Source organism: Vibrio vulnificus CMCP6 (assembly GCF_000039765.1).
In the GTDB taxonomy this organism is placed as follows: domain Bacteria; phylum Pseudomonadota; class Gammaproteobacteria; order Enterobacterales; family Vibrionaceae; genus Vibrio; species Vibrio vulnificus_B.
In genome coordinates, this window is the sequence record NC_004459.3 from 772,151 (window position 1) to 788,211 (window position 16,061).

Consider the following 16,061-nt stretch of genomic DNA (forward strand, 5'->3'; position numbering starts at 1 on the left):
CACGGGAAACCATTTGTCCGCACGCGCCGGATGTCGCGTTTGGAAACACACTCGCCACAACAGACAACAAGAGCAACGACAATACAGTAGCAATACCTACCTACTACACTCGCTATACGATGGGTCCCCGCGTTCGCGAGGATGACGAGATAAGAGATAAGAGATAAGAGATAAGAGATAAAGGACTAGGGACTAGGGACTAGAGACTAGAGACTAGAGACTAAAGCAAGTAAAAGACAGAAATGGAGAGTAGCAACAAAAGAAACGGAAAACCTAGAACCGCATAGCTCCAAGCAAACTTTGTTTTGCATCGTCTTCACCATGGATCAAATGGATCTCCTTCGGCTTTTGCGCAATACCTTGAATAAACGCCAGTAGATCGGCTTGGTCTGCATGGGCCGAGTAGCCAGACATCGTATGTATCTGAGCGCGAACCTCCACCATTTTCTGCTCAATTTGTACCATTTTCTCACCAGTCTGAATCTCACGCCCCAAAGTACCGCTCGCCTGATATCCAGCAAACAACACATCCGTACGCTCATCTGGCAACAACGCTTGGAGATAGTCCATAATCCGGCCACCTTGGCACATGCCAGATGCAGCAACCACAATCGCTGGCTCCCCCGTTGATGCGAGACGATTCACTAATGCTTTATGTTGGCGATAATCATCTATCGTTATGCACTGCTCAAAGGCCAAAGGATGACGATGAACCTCCAGCCGCCGCTTCGCCTCCTTTCCCCATAGTTTTTTAAATCGGCGATACGATTGAGTTACTCTTTTGGCTAATGGCGAGTCGAGAATAATAGGGATGTCGGTGCCGATATTATGCTCAAATATCAACTGCTCAATATCAAACAACAACTCTTGTGTGCGGCCCACACTAAACGCCGGAATCAAGATGGTGCCACCGTCTTGCAATGAGCGATTGATGATCGACTTGAGGCGCTCTCCTCTTTCTTCAACGCTTTCATGCAATTTGTCACCATAAGTGCTTTCTATATACAGATAATCGGCTCGAGGAGGAGAAATGGGATCTGGCAGCAACGGCGTATTTCGAGGCCCTAAATCACCAGAAAAAACCACAATTTCGTCGTTTGGTAGCTTAAACTCCAAATATGCCGAGCCTAGTATATGACCTGCAGGATTAAAACGCAGATAGAGGTAGTTTTCTAAAGCATGAGAAACAGAGCGCGAAGCCCGATTGCCATTTTTTATGCGAGGAGTCAGCCTTAGCCATTCTCCATACTTCACAGGTTTTAAGCGTTTTTTGACCAAATCGAGCACTTGGTGTAACTGCTTGTGGTTTAAGCCTAGCTGTAACCTTAACCCATCCTCCAACATCAGCGGAACAAGTTCAGCAGTCGCTTCCGTACAGTAGATAGAACCAGAAAATCCTGCGGCAAGTAGCCAAGGAATACGACCAATATGATCGATATGCGCATGAGTCAGCACTAAGGCATCAATATGTTTGACAGGGAAATCCACTTCTGGAGGCCGCGCATCTTTCCCTTGGAAAAGCCCACAGTCGATTAAGAGCGCGATACCCGCAGCGCGAAACTCATGACAAGAGCCTGTGACGGTATCCTTTCCCCCATGGTGAATGACTTGCATGCTTACTCCTTGCTCCCCTAAAGCACTCCTTCACAACGAAACGGCACAAAGCTAATAACGCACTTATCGGATCGTAGTACGGAGATTTTTATACACATCCAACCAATGAGGATTGGCACTTTCAATTAATTGAATCTTCCATTGTCGATTCCACTTTTTTAGCTGCTTCTCTCTTAAAATCGCATCACTCATGGCTTCAAACTGTTCAAAGTATACAAGATGCACCACTCGGTACTTTTTGGTAAAACCGTCACTCTCACCATTCTTGTGTTGCCAAATGCGCTTAATGAGATCACCAGTCACACCAATATATAAAGTGCCATAGGGCTGACTTGCCAGAATATACACACATGGAAGGCTCACCAAGTTTCTCCTGGTAACTCTATTGGTTTTGACGAATCAACGTAATAGGGAAACTAACACGCCAGTAACAAGCCATTTGTGAAGATGAAGGAACACGCGAGGAAGTTGGCAAAAATACATACTAAGGCGACATTTACACTACCAACCGTCATTCAACCGTATCCGCCGCCAGTCGTCATTCCCGTGCACACGGGAAACCATTTATCCACATGCGCCGGATGCCGCGTTTGGAAATGCACTTACCGCAACCAACAACTATATAGAGCAAAACCCACAAAAACACCGGCAATTAAGCGGTAATACCAAGCCACAACACTCGTTGAACGATGGGTCCCCGCGTGCGCGAGGATGACAAGATAAGAGACAGAAAAAGGCTAAAAGACCGAAGTTAGAAGGAAGAAGTTGGAATAACAAAGATGAGACAGACACATCAACAGCGCAACTCTCAAATAAACACTCAGCACACCGCCACGCCCCCCTGTCGTCATTCCCGTGCACACGGGAAACCATTCATCCACACGCGCCGGATGCCACTTTTGAAAACACACTCACCGCAATAGACAACATAGAACACCCCAACAGCAACACTGGCAGTAAAGCGGTAACACCCAACCACAACACTCGCTATACGATGGGTCCCCGCATCCGCGAGGATGACGAGATAAGAAAAGAAAAAGCAGAGCTAAGTTCAACTCCACCACACCCCCAGCCGTCATTCCCGTGTACACGGGAAACCATTCATCCACACGCGCCGGATGCCGCGTTTGGAAACGCACTTGCCACAACCAACAACTACATAGAGCAAAACCGACAGCAACACCGGTAGTCAAGCGGTAACACCAAACCACAACACTCGCTATACGATGGGTCCCCGTGTGCGTGAGGATGACGAGATGAGAGACAGAAAAAGGCTAATAGACCGAAGTTAGAAGGAAGAAGTTGGGAATAACAAAGGATGAGACAGAAAACATCAACAGCGCCACTCTCACATCAACACTCAGCACACCGCCGCCACGGCCCACAGCTGTCACTCCCGTGCACACGGGAAACCATTCAACCACACGCACCGGATGTCACGTTTGGAAACATACTCACCGAAATAGACAACATAGAACAACCCAACAGTAACACGTCAACGTAGCGATAACAACGAGCCGCACGCTTGCTATACGATGGGTCCCCGCGTGCGCGAGGATGACGAGATGAGAGACAGAAAAAGGCTAATAGACCGAAGTTAGAAGGAAGAAGTTGGGAATAACAAAGGATGAGACAGAAAACATCAACAGCGCCACTCTCACATCAACACTCAGCACACCGCCGCGACGCCCCACAGCCGTCATTCCCGTGCACACGGGAAACCATTCATCCACACGCGCCGGATGCCGCGTTTGAAAATGCACTCACCACAACCAACAAATACAGACATGCCACCGACAACCATGCTCGCTATCTAGTCAAATGCTTCAGTCACTACCAAACAAATCACGGGTGTAAACTTTATCTGCAACGTCAGTTAATTCTTTCACCATGCGATTTGAGACTATCACGTCCGCTGTTTGCTTAAACTCATTCAAATCTTTGATTACACGAGAATGGAAAAATTCAGCCTCTTTCAAAACAGGCTCATAAACCACAACTTCAATGCCTTTGGCCTTGATGCGTTTCATGATTCCTTGAATCGAGGAAGCGCGAAAATTATCCGACCCTGCTTTCATGATTAAACGATAAATACCTACGACTTTGGGCTCGCGCTTCAAAATCGACTCAGCAACAAAATCTTTGCGAGTACGGTTAGCATCAACAATGGCACCAATAATGTTGTTGGGTACATCTTGGTAATTCGCCAACAGCTGTTTGGTATCTTTAGGTAGGCAATATCCACCATAACCAAATGATGGGTTGTTGTAGTGATTGCCAATACGAGGGTCTAAGCCAACCCCTTCAATGATCTGGCGAGCATCTAAACCATGCGCTTCGGCATAGGAGTCCAACTCGTTGAAGTAAGCGATGCGCATCGCCAAATAAGTGTTTGAAAACAACTTGATCGCTTCAGCTTCGGTTGGGTTAGTCAGCAAAATGGGCACATCCCTTTTCTCGGCAGCGTTGGCAAATAATTCCGCTATTTGCTGCCCACGCTCACTTTGTTCTCCGATGACAATACGAGAAGGAAAAAGATTGTCGTACAGCGCCTTACCCTCACGCAGAAACTCAGGAGCAAAGAGAATATTGCGCCTTTCCACTTGAGTGCGCATTCTTTCTGTAAACCCGACTGGCACAGTTGAACGGATAAGAATCGTGGCATTCGGGCTAATTTGAATCGCATCTTGAATCACCTGTTCAACAGAAGTCGTATCAAAACCATTGGTAATGGGATCGTAGTTTGTAGGAGTAGCAACAATAATCAGCTGCGCATCGTGGTAGGCAATCTGTGGTGATGTGGTGGCCGTAAGCTGAAGTGCCCCCGACGATAAGAACCGCTCAATATCCACATCTACGATAGGGCTACTTTTGGCATTGATTTGTTCGACTCTTTTAGAGTCTACATCGAGCAGAATAATGGAATGGTACTGTGCCAAAAGTGCAGCATTAGCCAGGCCGACGTAGCCAGCCCCAACGACGGTGATTCGCATAACATTTCCTGTCATTGACAACGTTACACGCTATATCAACAACTGAATGTTACACCTCTAAGACGCTAAGATAACAAGAAAGGAAGATAAAGGCCGATATGGCTGAAGAGAAATAGGACGTGAAAAAAGAAGGAGCTTGCCAAGGCTTACTCCCTTTTTTTCTAGTGCGAATAGACTAAGCGGTGACTTTAATCTCAACCACCTTATCTTTAGAGGCATTGAGCTTTCGCTTGGCATTCCAAACTAAATCACCAATACCGTCTGTAGGGTTAAAGCCTGTAGGTGTTTCCAACAAGATTTGACGGATGGTTTCATGATCAAACTCGTGACAGGCTTTGTCTAAGTTGTCGAGAATCTGATTAAACTCTTCGAGCGGCAAAAATTGCTCGTTCGCAGTCATGATTCGTTCGTGATCGGTGCCTTCCACATTGTCACCAATCAATAACTCTTCATAGAGCTTTTCACCAGGGCGAAGACCTGTAAATTTGATTTCGATATCACCGTTTGGATTATCAGAAGACTTAACTTCAAGGCCTGATAACTGAATAAGATTTTTCGCCAGATCGACAATCTTAACTGGCTCACCCATATCCAACACAAACACATCGCCACCTTTGCCCATTGCACCAGCTTGTATAACGAGCTGAGCAGCTTCAGGAATGGTCATAAAGTAGCGGATGATATCTGGGTGGGTAACGGTAATAGCCTGCCCTTCTTCAATTTGACGCTTAAACAGTGGAATTACCGAGCCTGAAGAGCCAAGCACATTACCAAAGCGCACCATGCAAAAACGCGTACCGTTCACTTTGTCATTTTCTTTTGCCGCCAAGGCTTGCAGTGCAAGTTCTGCCATACGTTTAGAAGTGCCCATCACATTGGTTGGGCGCACCGCTTTGTCTGTTGAGATCAACACAAAAGATTCCACACCAGCTTCAATAGCGGCTTTCGCGCTGTAGTAGGTGCCAAATACGTTGTTGCGAACCCCTTCCACCACATTGTATTCCACCAAAGGAACGTGCTTATAAGCCGCTGCGTGATAAACCGTTTGCACGCCAAACGCTCGCATTGTGGCACTTAGGCGGTTGATTCGCTGGACAGAACCTAACAAGGGTATGATTTCCACTTCAAGCTGCATAGCTTCCACCATGCCAGACAGCTCTTTATCGATTTCGTACAAGCCGTATTCTGATAACTCAAATAGAATCAAGGTCTTTGGCTTTTGGCGTACAATCTGACGGCAAAGCTCAGAACCGATTGAACCGCCTGCACCAGTGACCATCACCACTTTACCGTGAATATTGGCTTTCATGAGTTCAGGATTCGGCTCGACAGGGTCTCGGCCGAGCAAGTCTTCAATGGCAACATCTTTAAGCTCATCGACCGTGGCGTTGCCATTAACGATGTCTTTAAAGTCTGGAACCGTTAATACTTCTACGGGTAAGTGCAGTAATCCGTCAATAATGGCTTTACGCTCAGAGCGTGTAGCTCTTGGCATGGCCAGCAAGATTTTTTCAATTTCTTGCTTTTCAACCAGACGAGAAATTTGCTGGGAAGAGTGTACGGTTAAGCCTTGGATAATGGTGTTTTCAAGAGAAGGATCATTATCAATAAACCCTTTCACTTGGTAGGTTTCCGCATTGCGAAGCGCAATGGCCAACTGGCGCCCTGTACTTCCCGCACCATATATCAGTACACGCTCGCACCCTTTACGGCTAGCCTGCACGATTAATGACCGCACCATCATGCGTGCACCACCGCACAACAGTGCTAAAAACGTCATGTAGATAACAGGCACTGTACGAGGCACTTCTGCATTTAAAAAATACGCAAAAGTTGTGATCGAGAGTGCGGAAATCAACGCACCAAGCACCACCACGGTAAGCGCATGAAAGGTGAGATAACGCAGTACCGCTCGGTACAAGCCTAGCCTTGTAAAGGTGATTAGGGTAACAACAACCGTGCCCGCGAGTGTTAGCCATGTTTCCGCAGAAACGGAAACAGCCACTTCACCATGACGCACCCAGATTGCCATGAAAAAAGAAAAGGTAATCAATAAGGTATCTATGGCCAAACTGATCAAGCGCTTATGCACTCGAGGTAAAGACCATATGTAAGCCAACTTATCCATAAATCGTATTCACTTTTAGTATCGTTATGATTTTTTTACTGCATCGCCCGAGCCGCTACCCGTGACTGTCATAATTATATACTTAAAGTAGTTTTTTATCGTTAGAGTATCGATCATTTCTCGGTCGGTCTTAGCGAGTAGCTGAGGAGTAGACATATCGATGTTTTGCACCTGTGCCAAGCCTGTGATGCCTGGTAGGACATTGTATACGCCTAAAGCATCACGCTCTTTAATCAACTCTTCTTGATTGAACAGATTCGGGCGAGGACCGACTAAACTCATTTCACCTTTCAGTACATTGATTAACTGTGGCAGTTCATCAATCTTAGTTTTACGCAAAAAAGCGCCTAACTTAGTGATTGAGCTAGTACTCGCTAAGTGAGAAGCGACTGATTGGGTATCCACCGACATTGTTCGAAACTTAACTAGTTTAAAAGGCTTTCTGCTGCGACCTACTCGCTCCTGAACAAAGATAGGCGAGCCAGTATCAAACAAACCGATAACGGTAACGACAACCAATATTGGCCATAAAAACAGCAAACCAAAGAATGCTGCGAGAAAATCTATTAGACGAATCATTTGTTACTTATCCGTATGTTTTAATAAAGCCATCGATTGTTCCATCGCAAATGGAGGAGTCCAACCCAAGACTTCTTTGATATTGCAAGAGTCAACTTCTAAGTTGCCATAGAGTTGCTCAATCATAGCAGATTTACCAGTCAGCTTCCCTGCAAAGCCCATTAAGCCCACAGGAACTGGTAATTGGAACACCTTCTTACCTAACCCTTTAGCAATAGCATTCGTAAATTCCTTAATCGAAACCGTTTCACCATCACTCGCTAAAAAGGTATGTCCTGCTGCATTTGGATGAGTAGCACAAGTAACCAAAAGATCTGCGAGGTTTTGCACTGAAATGAAATCACGTCGATTAGTCGCTAAGCCAAACGGTAAGACTGGTAGTCTTTTAATCAACTTAGTTAACATTCCAAAGTTACCTGGTGCATCTGGACCATAAACCAAAGTTGGACGCACGATAACAACCTCAAGACCAGTTTCCTTCGCAATTTTTTTTAGACCAATTTCAGCATCGTATTTAGATTGGGCATAATCGTTGTGAGGAGAAGGTTCAGAATCTAAAGCAAATGGTTCTGCCTGAGTAGACGTCCCATTGACGCCAATAGAACTCACAAACACAAAGCGACGAACGCCAGCTTCAGCCGCTTTAGTCGCCAGTCTTAATGTGCCAGCAACATTCACTCTGTTGTAATCTTTTGATGAAAAAGAGTGAGAATGAGCAAGTCCTGCAAGATGGATGATTGTGTTTACATTATCAAATGCTCCATCCCAGACAGTTTTCCCATCTATAGAATCAACAAGATAACCATCTGAAAACGTAACCTCATCAGTTGCCCTAAAGACAGCTTTCAAGTCCCCTCGACCCAATGCAAACAGGGTACTCCCCACAAAACCACTCGCCCCTGTAACCAAAATCATTTTAATCCGATCTCACAAACAAATTTTTTTACTGCGCTTTCCCGAATAAAATTTTTATGAATTAAATTTCTATTCAAGTTTGCGTCAATTGTTGACTGACCATTGAAAATCTTGCTAATTGCTAGGTCAAACATTTCCTGGTTTTTAGGTTCTATAAATTCAATTCCTGAAAAATCACTAAAAAAAGATTCCAGTTTTATGTCTCCACCATAAATCACTCGCTTACCAGATGCCAAGTATTCATAAAGCTTAGATGGAATAGCAGTTTGAAACTCCTCTGTAAGTTGCGCAAACAAAACATCAGTTTGCTCATAGAGCCCTAATACTTGCTCCCAAGAAAGTCGACCAGTAAGTACTATATTCTTTAGGTTCCTCTCTAAAACCAAGCTCCTGATTCGTTCAAGATCATTTCCTCCACCCACTATATTAAACTTGAAGTTAGGATGAGATTCAGCGAGTTCTACCATAAAGCTCAAATCTTGAGCCAATCCAACATTACCTATGTACGATATTACTAGATCTTCAGTAGAATCTTTTTCTTGGATAAGCACCATTTTCTCAAACTGTTCAATAGATATACCATTTGATATCAACTTGGTCTTTTCTTCAAATCCAATACTTTTTAGATGAGAAAGTTCAAATTTATTGGAAACAGTTATATAGTCTGCAAATCGGGATAAATACCAAAACAGAAACCTATAAAATCTTTTAAAAAAATAATGAGTGATATTATTATCTTTAAGATATTCCCAAGTAAGATCTCTTACATCCAGGATCTTAATGTTACATTTAATAAATGGCAATAGTAAAAGTAAAAACATAGATGGCATTGTAATAAAAGCAATATCAGAACTACAACTTACTTTCTTATATTTCACTAGGAGTTGAAAGGTTAGCTTCAACTCTAAAAATGCTCTTTTAATAAAAGACCCGCTAACTATCTTAGGTTCATCCAGCATAATCTGCTTAGCATCAATACTTTCAAAATTATAAAGTGCACCTTTGGGTTGAAAAATGTTTATACTATAACCTAATTTACCAAACTCAAAAATAAATGGAAGTAATCTATTCTTTATAACCGGCTCATCACACAAAGGATAGCTAGTAATTATACTAATTGCTTTCATTTACAACCTCAATTTTTGAAGTCAAACATTTAACAAAACTAACACATATCGTCTTGTTATTATCAGACAGCCCAAAACCTGGATAATATTTTGAATCAACTAGAGTAATAGAGTAAGAACCAAAAAAACTAAATTTAACAACGACATTGGAAATGTTCAACATGGCAGAATCGTTTGCAATATCTAACACTATAACATCTGGATGAAAATGGAAGAAGGCAACACTTTCAAATCTATCCGTATTAATTAAGTCATGTATTTTAATCAACTTCTCTGATATTTCAAATTTCCTGGTATGTATCACTTTAGGTTTAAGTCTTTGATATCCATCGTGGTACCCTTCAATTATAATGTTATCTAAATCATCTGACCTGACATTTATAATTTCCGTCTTAGCTCTTCGTGCAACTCTAAATCCGGCCCACATTTCAGAAGAGTTTTGATTATCAACAACTACAGTATTATGGCATGATGTACTGCGCTGCAATTCACGCTCTTGATCATTACCATATTTAGACACACCTGAATTTACAAGGAAACGAGCATCGCCAATATCTAGCTCAAAACTTAAATTGTCAGCATGAGCATGCCCTGGTAAATATGACGGTCCTATCTGAGCAAAATCGGCAATCAGCTTAAAGTTGTCATTCTTAACCACAAAATAACCAGATCCAGACAAGTGCTTAAAATAACATTTTGGCAGAGGCTTCGGCAAATCTAAATTTAGCATGCTTGCATATGAAAAAATATCGTCTAGATTTGGGGAAATACCTAACGTCGAGTCATTAAAAAACGCCACATCCCCATCAGAATGAGACATATATATAGACCATTCAAAACACTTATAAACCAATTTTCCAATATCTTCAATTAAAATGTTATCAAAGCCAAAGCGAGCTTTTAAAACATTATATATATCCAGCAAGTCGAACAACATGATATTATTATACATCGGTGATAATTCAAAGTGAGCACCATCACTTAGAAATTGCTCTTTCAATTCATCACTTAAAATACTTAGCCCTAGTTTTAACGCTTTAGCACCTACTTCCCCATACAAGTATGAGCCCACTATAGTTAGAGCCTTTGCATTAGCAAATAAATGATTGCCTAAAAGGTGGAACTCCACATTTGCAATTAGCGACTGAGTTTGTTCAACTATAGATTTTTCAATCTTATCGTTATAAATATTTCTTGTCTGTAAGAATTTAATCCAATTAACAAGTCTTAAAGAGATAACATAAGGCTCATAAGAAACATGCTTATGATATTCAACAGCATCCAACCAACTGGAGATGTAACTCAGCGCTATTTCATCATCTAAGTCGTGTATATAATCGAAATAGTGAAGATTGAATAACCACAAATGAGATGCAGGAGCACTCCATGTTGACATATCTACTATTCTTTCTTCATTTAGAAGATTAAATTTATCACTATATACTTTTTGATTTATAGACACCATGTAAAAGTTCAAATCATGATGTTTAAATAAATAAGAAGAATCACCTATCGAAAAATTCTCAATCGGTAATTTTCTCTTAAGTCTATAGAATACCTGCTTGAATTTAAGAAACTTTAAAGTATACAAGTACAAAAAAAATTTATTTAACATCACTACCCAAGTGTTTTTTAATTTCAATGAGATACTGTTCGCAACGACTAATCCAAGTGTGCTCATTAGAAAAAAAAGTAACTATCTCATTTTTGTCTAACTCAGTATTATTAGAATAAATCATTGGAAGAACTTCATCTATAGAGTTTTTGTAAAAATAAACCGACTCTGGAGAGATATTTTTCCTTTTAGCCAAAATATCATATGGCTGACCGAAGGATGTTGATATTATAGGTAAACCCAGCGCTAAATATTCAAATAGCTTCGTCGGAGAACCATAGTCAGCGATAGTACCTTCTTTATAAGGAAGCAACAAATAACAATCTCCATCCAAGCCCCCATTTTCTATCAATTGATTTAAATTGTACCGTCCATAAACGAAAACATTATCACAACTTTTTGATATTTTTTTAAGCTCTTCTTCTTGCTCACCAGCACCATGTAAGTGAAGCTCAAAACTAGAGTTATTCGAAATAGTTTTGGCAGCTTCGACTAGTGAATAATAATGATGGTACATACCAAAATATATCAACTTCTTTTTAGTACTTTTCTTTGTTTTAATCTTCTCATACGGTAATAACTCGCCAGCGTTTGGCAATTCGACAACATTGCGGTTAAACTGACTTAATTCATTTTTAAGCTTGCCAGAGACACAATTTAAGAATGGAGCTCTAGAAATCAAGAACTGTTCTATAGGCTTAATAATTTTAGAAATTAATCTCTTTTTGTAAGAATCACCAGAAGACCATTGATGATAACCAAGACCATTGACCTCAAAACCCCACCTGTTACCAAACATCATAGTAAACAAAAACAAATTTAACCAACCTAGCGAAGTTGAGTATCTAACTATAACAAAGTCATAATCATTCTTACGTTTTAACAATTCAAAAACACAATGTAGATACCAAAAAAAACAATTACACAATGGAATAACAAGCAAATTACCCGTGGTGCTATGTATGTGTTTACTAGTTGACTTAGATGAAAAAACATCTACAGACACTTCGTTACCCAACAACCCAGAAACAATACCCTTCGCGTGAGTTACTCGACCATTACAACCTAGTTCAAAAAAGTCTTTTCTCGCTAAAACATATGCCAACTTCATATTAAACTCATATAATAATCAGGGTAGTAATTTTTATTTTCAACAACCAAATCTCGAGCGCAATATAAACTCACTCCAGAATTGTTTTTAATTAGCGTAAAGAATAGTTTTTTTTCACTCCTTACATTCAAAGTTCCAAAAACATCATCAAAAAATACGAAATCAGGTTTATCTACATAACTAACATTATGATTGGTATTTCTCTTATTCTCTAAATAACATTTCCTATTCTGATTGTAGCTATATGTACCATTATCTTGATATAACCATTCTCCATTCAAGTTGAGCGTTATAGATAAAATATCATCATGATGATGGCCTGGTATAATCCTCCCTTGACAAGATGTTTTAATCGTCATAAACAAGCCATCTCCCTTAACAACCAACAAACCAAACGATGGAAAGTACCTATAGGAAACATCCTTAGCAACGTGATTAAATAATAATGACATTGATTGCAACTCAACGTTAACAACTTCATTATCTAAAGTAGATAGCGTTATAAAATCAGCCGATTCATCAACTTTAAGTATATTATCAAAACCTAGCAAATGATTAAAATTCGACCAGGACATTTTATTTTCACTTACCAACGGGTACAACTTAATTATCCTCCCACTGTCGTTATCTCCAATCAAAGGAAACTCTCCATCAGATGTGGCAATTGACTTAAAAAACTTAATCGCTTTATTAATACGTATAAAGTAATCAACTTTTGAATCATCTGACCTAAGTTTCAACTCAATTGGGCACATGGGGTATTTGAACAACAACTTCAACACTTTAATAAAATCAATACATTTTAATATTTCTTTATGTTCCTCTCTCACTCTTAAAAAATATAACAGTGATTCTATATTTAGCTTATGATACCCAGTGGACAATTCGGCCCCACCACCATCATCCAATATATGCACGTTCAATTCACAATTTATTTCTTTATTTGCAAAACTAGCCAATAAAGAATAATCATCATCTTTAGAGTATCTGAGTGAGGCATATAACAAACCGAACAAACCGACAAAATAATGATTATTTCTAATACCTCCTCGCCACTCAACATTAGACATCATGTGACTAATAGAATAGCGGATATAACTTTCAATCTCGATCAGTTCAATCTGTTCATTATCTCTAGCACTACAAATATCCAATGCTAGTATCATATTTGTTAACCTAATTGATACCTCCATAGAATAGTACCAGTTAATTCCTTTCATTGGTGGATTACTATTAATAAATATCTTCAAGTGCCTAACCATTGCCTCTTTATATTTAACTTCCCCTGTTAAATAATATGCAATGGAAAAAACAACCAATTGATGCAAGCGAGAAAACTCCCAAGGAACTTTTATATCAGCACTTTCAGTTGGGCGAAGAACAGTATCCCTATAATAGATATCCGAAGCCCATAGATATTTATTAATATAATCAAATGAAAAATATTTCGATACTTCCTCTCCAATATCCACAATCTCATATCTATATATGTAATATTTACCTTCCAATTGATAATCAGCAGTACGTATTATTTGATTTTTATCATGAGAGTCAATTATCTGGAGGATCAAGCCTTCATCAAAAACGACTTTAGGAGGAATAACATTTGAAACGTCGAGCTCGAATTTATACAGTTTCCTCCTCATAATCTGGTCAAAAAAACGCCTTTTAAACTCTTTGTTTACTCTAAGGATTTTTTTTGCTATTGAATATATCATTCAGTTTTTCTTCTTGTGATTTCCACTTTGTGGCTATTATACTAGATTTAGAAGGTCTAATTTTTTTAAAGTCATTAATTGATTTTGCAATTTTTTCCGAACAACTACCATCAGTATCAGATATATAAACCCCCACTTCTCGATACTCTTGGAATATTGGATTATTGCCCGATATTACTGGTATATTTCTACTTAACGATTGGTATAGTCGATTTGGAGCACATAGCCAATTGTTCATATTGCCTTTTTTGTAGAAAACAAGTGAAGCAACTGAGCGATCAATGTAGTTTACTAATTCAAGTTGAGGAACTGAAGGTTTAATGAAAATATAGTCACTATGGCCATCAAATTTCTTTAATTTTATATTCAGTGATTCTTGAATAGGCCCTACAAATATAACTTTAACTTTCTCTTTGATCGCTGCCTGAACGATCTCAAAAAATGCACGATCCTCCCTCATACCACCTTGACAAAGAAAGTACTCATCACCGTTTAACCAAGTAACTATTGATGGATCAATTTCACCAGCCTTTCTTTCGTAAAACACTTCATCTGGATAATTATTAATAATTGTAAATTGCACGTTATCATTCAAACAGTTATTAATATATTTAGCCCTTTCATCACAAGCAACTATATTCATATCTGATAATGACAGTGCCTTACGATAAAATATTTTCTTCCATTTACTCTTTAGAAATGAACTTGGTGGCAACTCATGTTGATCCCAAACAACTTTAAAGTCAGCTCTAGTTAAGTGCTTTATAATCCTCAATATATAAACCATTCCTATCGATTCAAAATTATGAATCCAACAAACGTCTGGCTTTTCATCGAGAAATTTCGAAACATACCTCATATACATTTCAATAATTTTAAAAGCAACTAGATTACCCTTAGGAAAGATCATTCTTGTTTTTAAATTATGCCTAATGACTTGAACACTCTCGTATTCGCTATCGATGTCATCGTGCCTATTTTCAAAGCTTGATATTACAACTCTACTAAATTTACTAAGTGTTCTTGCTTCCTTCCTAACTCTATCATCAAATGCTAGAGAAGGAGTCCTTATTAACATTAGTATTTTTTCCACGAATCACCACATTTAAAAAAATAAAAACAAAGATAAATAATAAAATATTTTTCGGATTTAGATAGCTATTAAACTGTGAGGCCTGAGAAAGTTGGAGTGATAAAATAGAGCTATATACTAAAAATATCAAACTTAAATCTCTATTTTTTATAGAAAACAAAAAACGCTCAAAGAAAAATATTAACAATGGCAAAGTTACTATATATAAAATTGTAGCAAACGTACCAAAATTGGCATATATTTCACCAACAGCAGGTACTGACATAGAACCATCATAACCAATATATTCATAATGAATTATTTTCGGTAAATATATTGGTTCAAAAGGAAACAGCCCCATTGGGTTAATAAAAGTCGTACCGTAATAATAGCCAACATTTTCTACATGCTTAATTGTCAAAGCCACTGATTCAGAATAAACACCAATAATTCTATGAATAATTGATAATGGCATATCAAACAGGTAGTAACTTAACTCCCTCCCAGGAAAGTATATCACATAGAATACAAAGACAAGAATTATAGATATTATCGTAAGATAAATAATTTTTTTAACATTAACCTTTCCATTAGATAGAATTCTGGTCATAAAGACAGCGAATAAAAGAATTATTATCGGCATCTTATGCAGGAATATAGAAACAGTAAAAAATAGATATATCAGTGTTAAAAATTTTTTAGTTCGACTTTTACTTGCCAAGATCGTCATAGATGCAAGTAAATACGACAAGTTGTAGAAAATGAATGTAATCCCTGCATTTTCTCCTGTAGCTAACTCAGAGCGCAAGCCAATAATCTCTTTAGCATTAGCTCCCTGTACTAACAGACTTACTATTTGGTAAGGTCCTTTTGATAAAATATAGTTCAAGAAAAACATCAAGTGCACTAATAACAAAATATTAAGTAGCAACTTGAACTTACCAAGAAATTTCAACTCAGCTTTATAAGCTCCTCCAGCCAAACCATAACACAAGTTAATCATATATATTGGTAGAATAGATACTGATAAAAAGCAAAGAATTATCATATACTCCACTGATTCCAAGTTTCCTCGATAATAAAAATTATCTCCATCTAATGAGTAACCAGAACCAAGCAGTATAAAAAGAAAAACACCAAGGAAGTATGAGTATACCACTGGATTATTTTTCATATTCCCTATCCTAAA

12 protein-coding genes are annotated in these 16,061 nt (G+C 39.1%); all 12 read right to left on the reverse strand.

Annotation, left to right across the window (positions count from 1 at the left end):
- Positions 1 to 273 precede the first annotated feature (273 nt).
- The 12 genes from VV1_RS03705 to VV1_RS03760 all read right to left on the reverse strand — a co-directional run bounded on the left by VV1_RS03705 (position 274) and on the right by VV1_RS03760 (position 16,046).
- On the reverse strand, positions 274 to 1,614 hold the full coding sequence (locus VV1_RS03705) for an MBL fold metallo-hydrolase RNA specificity domain-containing protein (RefSeq protein WP_011078835.1): 1,341 nt from the start codon (positions 1,612 to 1,614) through the stop codon (positions 274 to 276).
- 63 nt (positions 1,615 to 1,677) lie between these two features.
- Complete coding sequence (locus VV1_RS03710; protein ID WP_043920916.1) at positions 1,678 to 1,977, reverse strand: GIY-YIG nuclease family protein; 300 nt, start codon at positions 1,975 to 1,977, stop codon at positions 1,678 to 1,680.
- 1,463 nt (positions 1,978 to 3,440) lie between these two features.
- Complete coding sequence (locus VV1_RS03715; protein WP_011078838.1) at positions 3,441 to 4,607, reverse strand: nucleotide sugar dehydrogenase; 1,167 nt, start codon at positions 4,605 to 4,607, stop codon at positions 3,441 to 3,443.
- A 175-nt stretch (positions 4,608 to 4,782) separates the two neighbouring features.
- Positions 4,783 to 6,735: a polysaccharide biosynthesis protein gene (locus VV1_RS03720; RefSeq protein WP_011078839.1), complete on the reverse strand. Its 1,953-nt coding sequence runs from the start codon at positions 6,733 to 6,735 to the stop codon at positions 4,783 to 4,785.
- Between the two features lie 24 nt (positions 6,736 to 6,759).
- Positions 6,760 to 7,314 (reverse strand): sugar transferase, encoded by a 555-nt coding sequence (locus VV1_RS03725; RefSeq protein ID WP_011078840.1) that lies wholly within the window; start codon positions 7,312 to 7,314, stop codon positions 6,760 to 6,762.
- Positions 7,315 to 7,317: 3 nt separating this feature from the next.
- The gene (locus tag VV1_RS03730; protein WP_011078841.1) at positions 7,318 to 8,229 is read right to left on the reverse strand and encodes an NAD-dependent epimerase/dehydratase family protein; all 912 of its coding nucleotides are present in this window, start codon (positions 8,227 to 8,229) and stop codon (positions 7,318 to 7,320) included.
- Positions 8,226 to 9,356, reverse strand: coding sequence for a glycosyltransferase (locus VV1_RS03735; RefSeq protein WP_011078842.1), 1,131 nt, complete (start codon positions 9,354 to 9,356; stop codon positions 8,226 to 8,228). The genes VV1_RS03730 and VV1_RS03735 overlap by 4 nt, the downstream gene beginning before the upstream one ends.
- The gene (locus VV1_RS03740; protein ID WP_224655478.1) at positions 9,343 to 10,752 is read right to left on the reverse strand and encodes a heparinase II/III family protein; all 1,410 of its coding nucleotides are present in this window, start codon (positions 10,750 to 10,752) and stop codon (positions 9,343 to 9,345) included. Before VV1_RS03740 ends, VV1_RS03735 begins: the two co-directional genes overlap by 14 nt.
- Positions 10,753 to 10,960: 208 nt before the next feature.
- Positions 10,961 to 12,082 (reverse strand): glycosyltransferase, encoded by a 1,122-nt coding sequence (locus VV1_RS03745; RefSeq protein ID WP_011078844.1) that lies wholly within the window; start codon positions 12,080 to 12,082, stop codon positions 10,961 to 10,963.
- The gene (locus VV1_RS03750; RefSeq protein WP_011078845.1) at positions 12,079 to 13,800 is read right to left on the reverse strand and encodes a heparinase II/III family protein; all 1,722 of its coding nucleotides are present in this window, start codon (positions 13,798 to 13,800) and stop codon (positions 12,079 to 12,081) included. Before VV1_RS03750 ends, VV1_RS03745 begins: the two co-directional genes overlap by 4 nt.
- Positions 13,769 to 14,893, reverse strand: coding sequence for a glycosyltransferase family protein (locus tag VV1_RS03755; protein ID WP_011078846.1), 1,125 nt, complete (start codon positions 14,891 to 14,893; stop codon positions 13,769 to 13,771). Before VV1_RS03755 ends, VV1_RS03750 begins: the two co-directional genes overlap by 32 nt.
- Complete coding sequence (locus tag VV1_RS03760) at positions 14,847 to 16,046, reverse strand: hypothetical protein (protein WP_237282471.1); 1,200 nt, start codon at positions 16,044 to 16,046, stop codon at positions 14,847 to 14,849. Before VV1_RS03760 ends, VV1_RS03755 begins: the two co-directional genes overlap by 47 nt.
- Positions 16,047 to 16,061: the final 15 nt, after the last annotated feature.

Excerpts from the sequence above, each read along its gene's own strand:
- VV1_RS03705 (WP_011078835.1), bottom strand. The coding sequence starts at position 1,614 with ATGCAAGTCATTCACCATGGGGGAAAGGATACCGTCACAGGCTCTTGT.
- VV1_RS03715 (WP_011078838.1), bottom strand. The coding sequence starts at position 4,607 with ATGCGAATCACCGTCGTTGGGGCTGGCTACGTCGGCCTGGCTAATGCT.
- VV1_RS03720 (WP_011078839.1), bottom strand. The coding sequence starts at position 6,735 with ATGGATAAGTTGGCTTACATATGGTCTTTACCTCGAGTGCATAAGCGC.
- VV1_RS03725 (WP_011078840.1), bottom strand. The coding sequence starts at position 7,314 with ATGATTCGTCTAATAGATTTTCTCGCAGCATTCTTTGGTTTGCTGTTT.
- VV1_RS03730 (WP_011078841.1), bottom strand. The coding sequence starts at position 8,229 with ATGATTTTGGTTACAGGGGCGAGTGGTTTTGTGGGGAGTACCCTGTTT.
- VV1_RS03735 (WP_011078842.1), bottom strand. The coding sequence starts at position 9,356 with ATGAAAGCAATTAGTATAATTACTAGCTATCCTTTGTGTGATGAGCCG.
- VV1_RS03740 (WP_224655478.1), bottom strand. The coding sequence starts at position 10,752 with ATGTCAACATGGAGTGCTCCTGCATCTCATTTGTGGTTATTCAATCTT.
- VV1_RS03745 (WP_011078844.1), bottom strand. The coding sequence starts at position 12,082 with ATGAAGTTGGCATATGTTTTAGCGAGAAAAGACTTTTTTGAACTAGGT.
- VV1_RS03750 (WP_011078845.1), bottom strand. The coding sequence starts at position 13,800 with ATGATATATTCAATAGCAAAAAAAATCCTTAGAGTAAACAAAGAGTTT.
- VV1_RS03760 (WP_237282471.1), bottom strand. The coding sequence starts at position 16,046 with ATGAAAAATAATCCAGTGGTATACTCATACTTCCTTGGTGTTTTTCTT.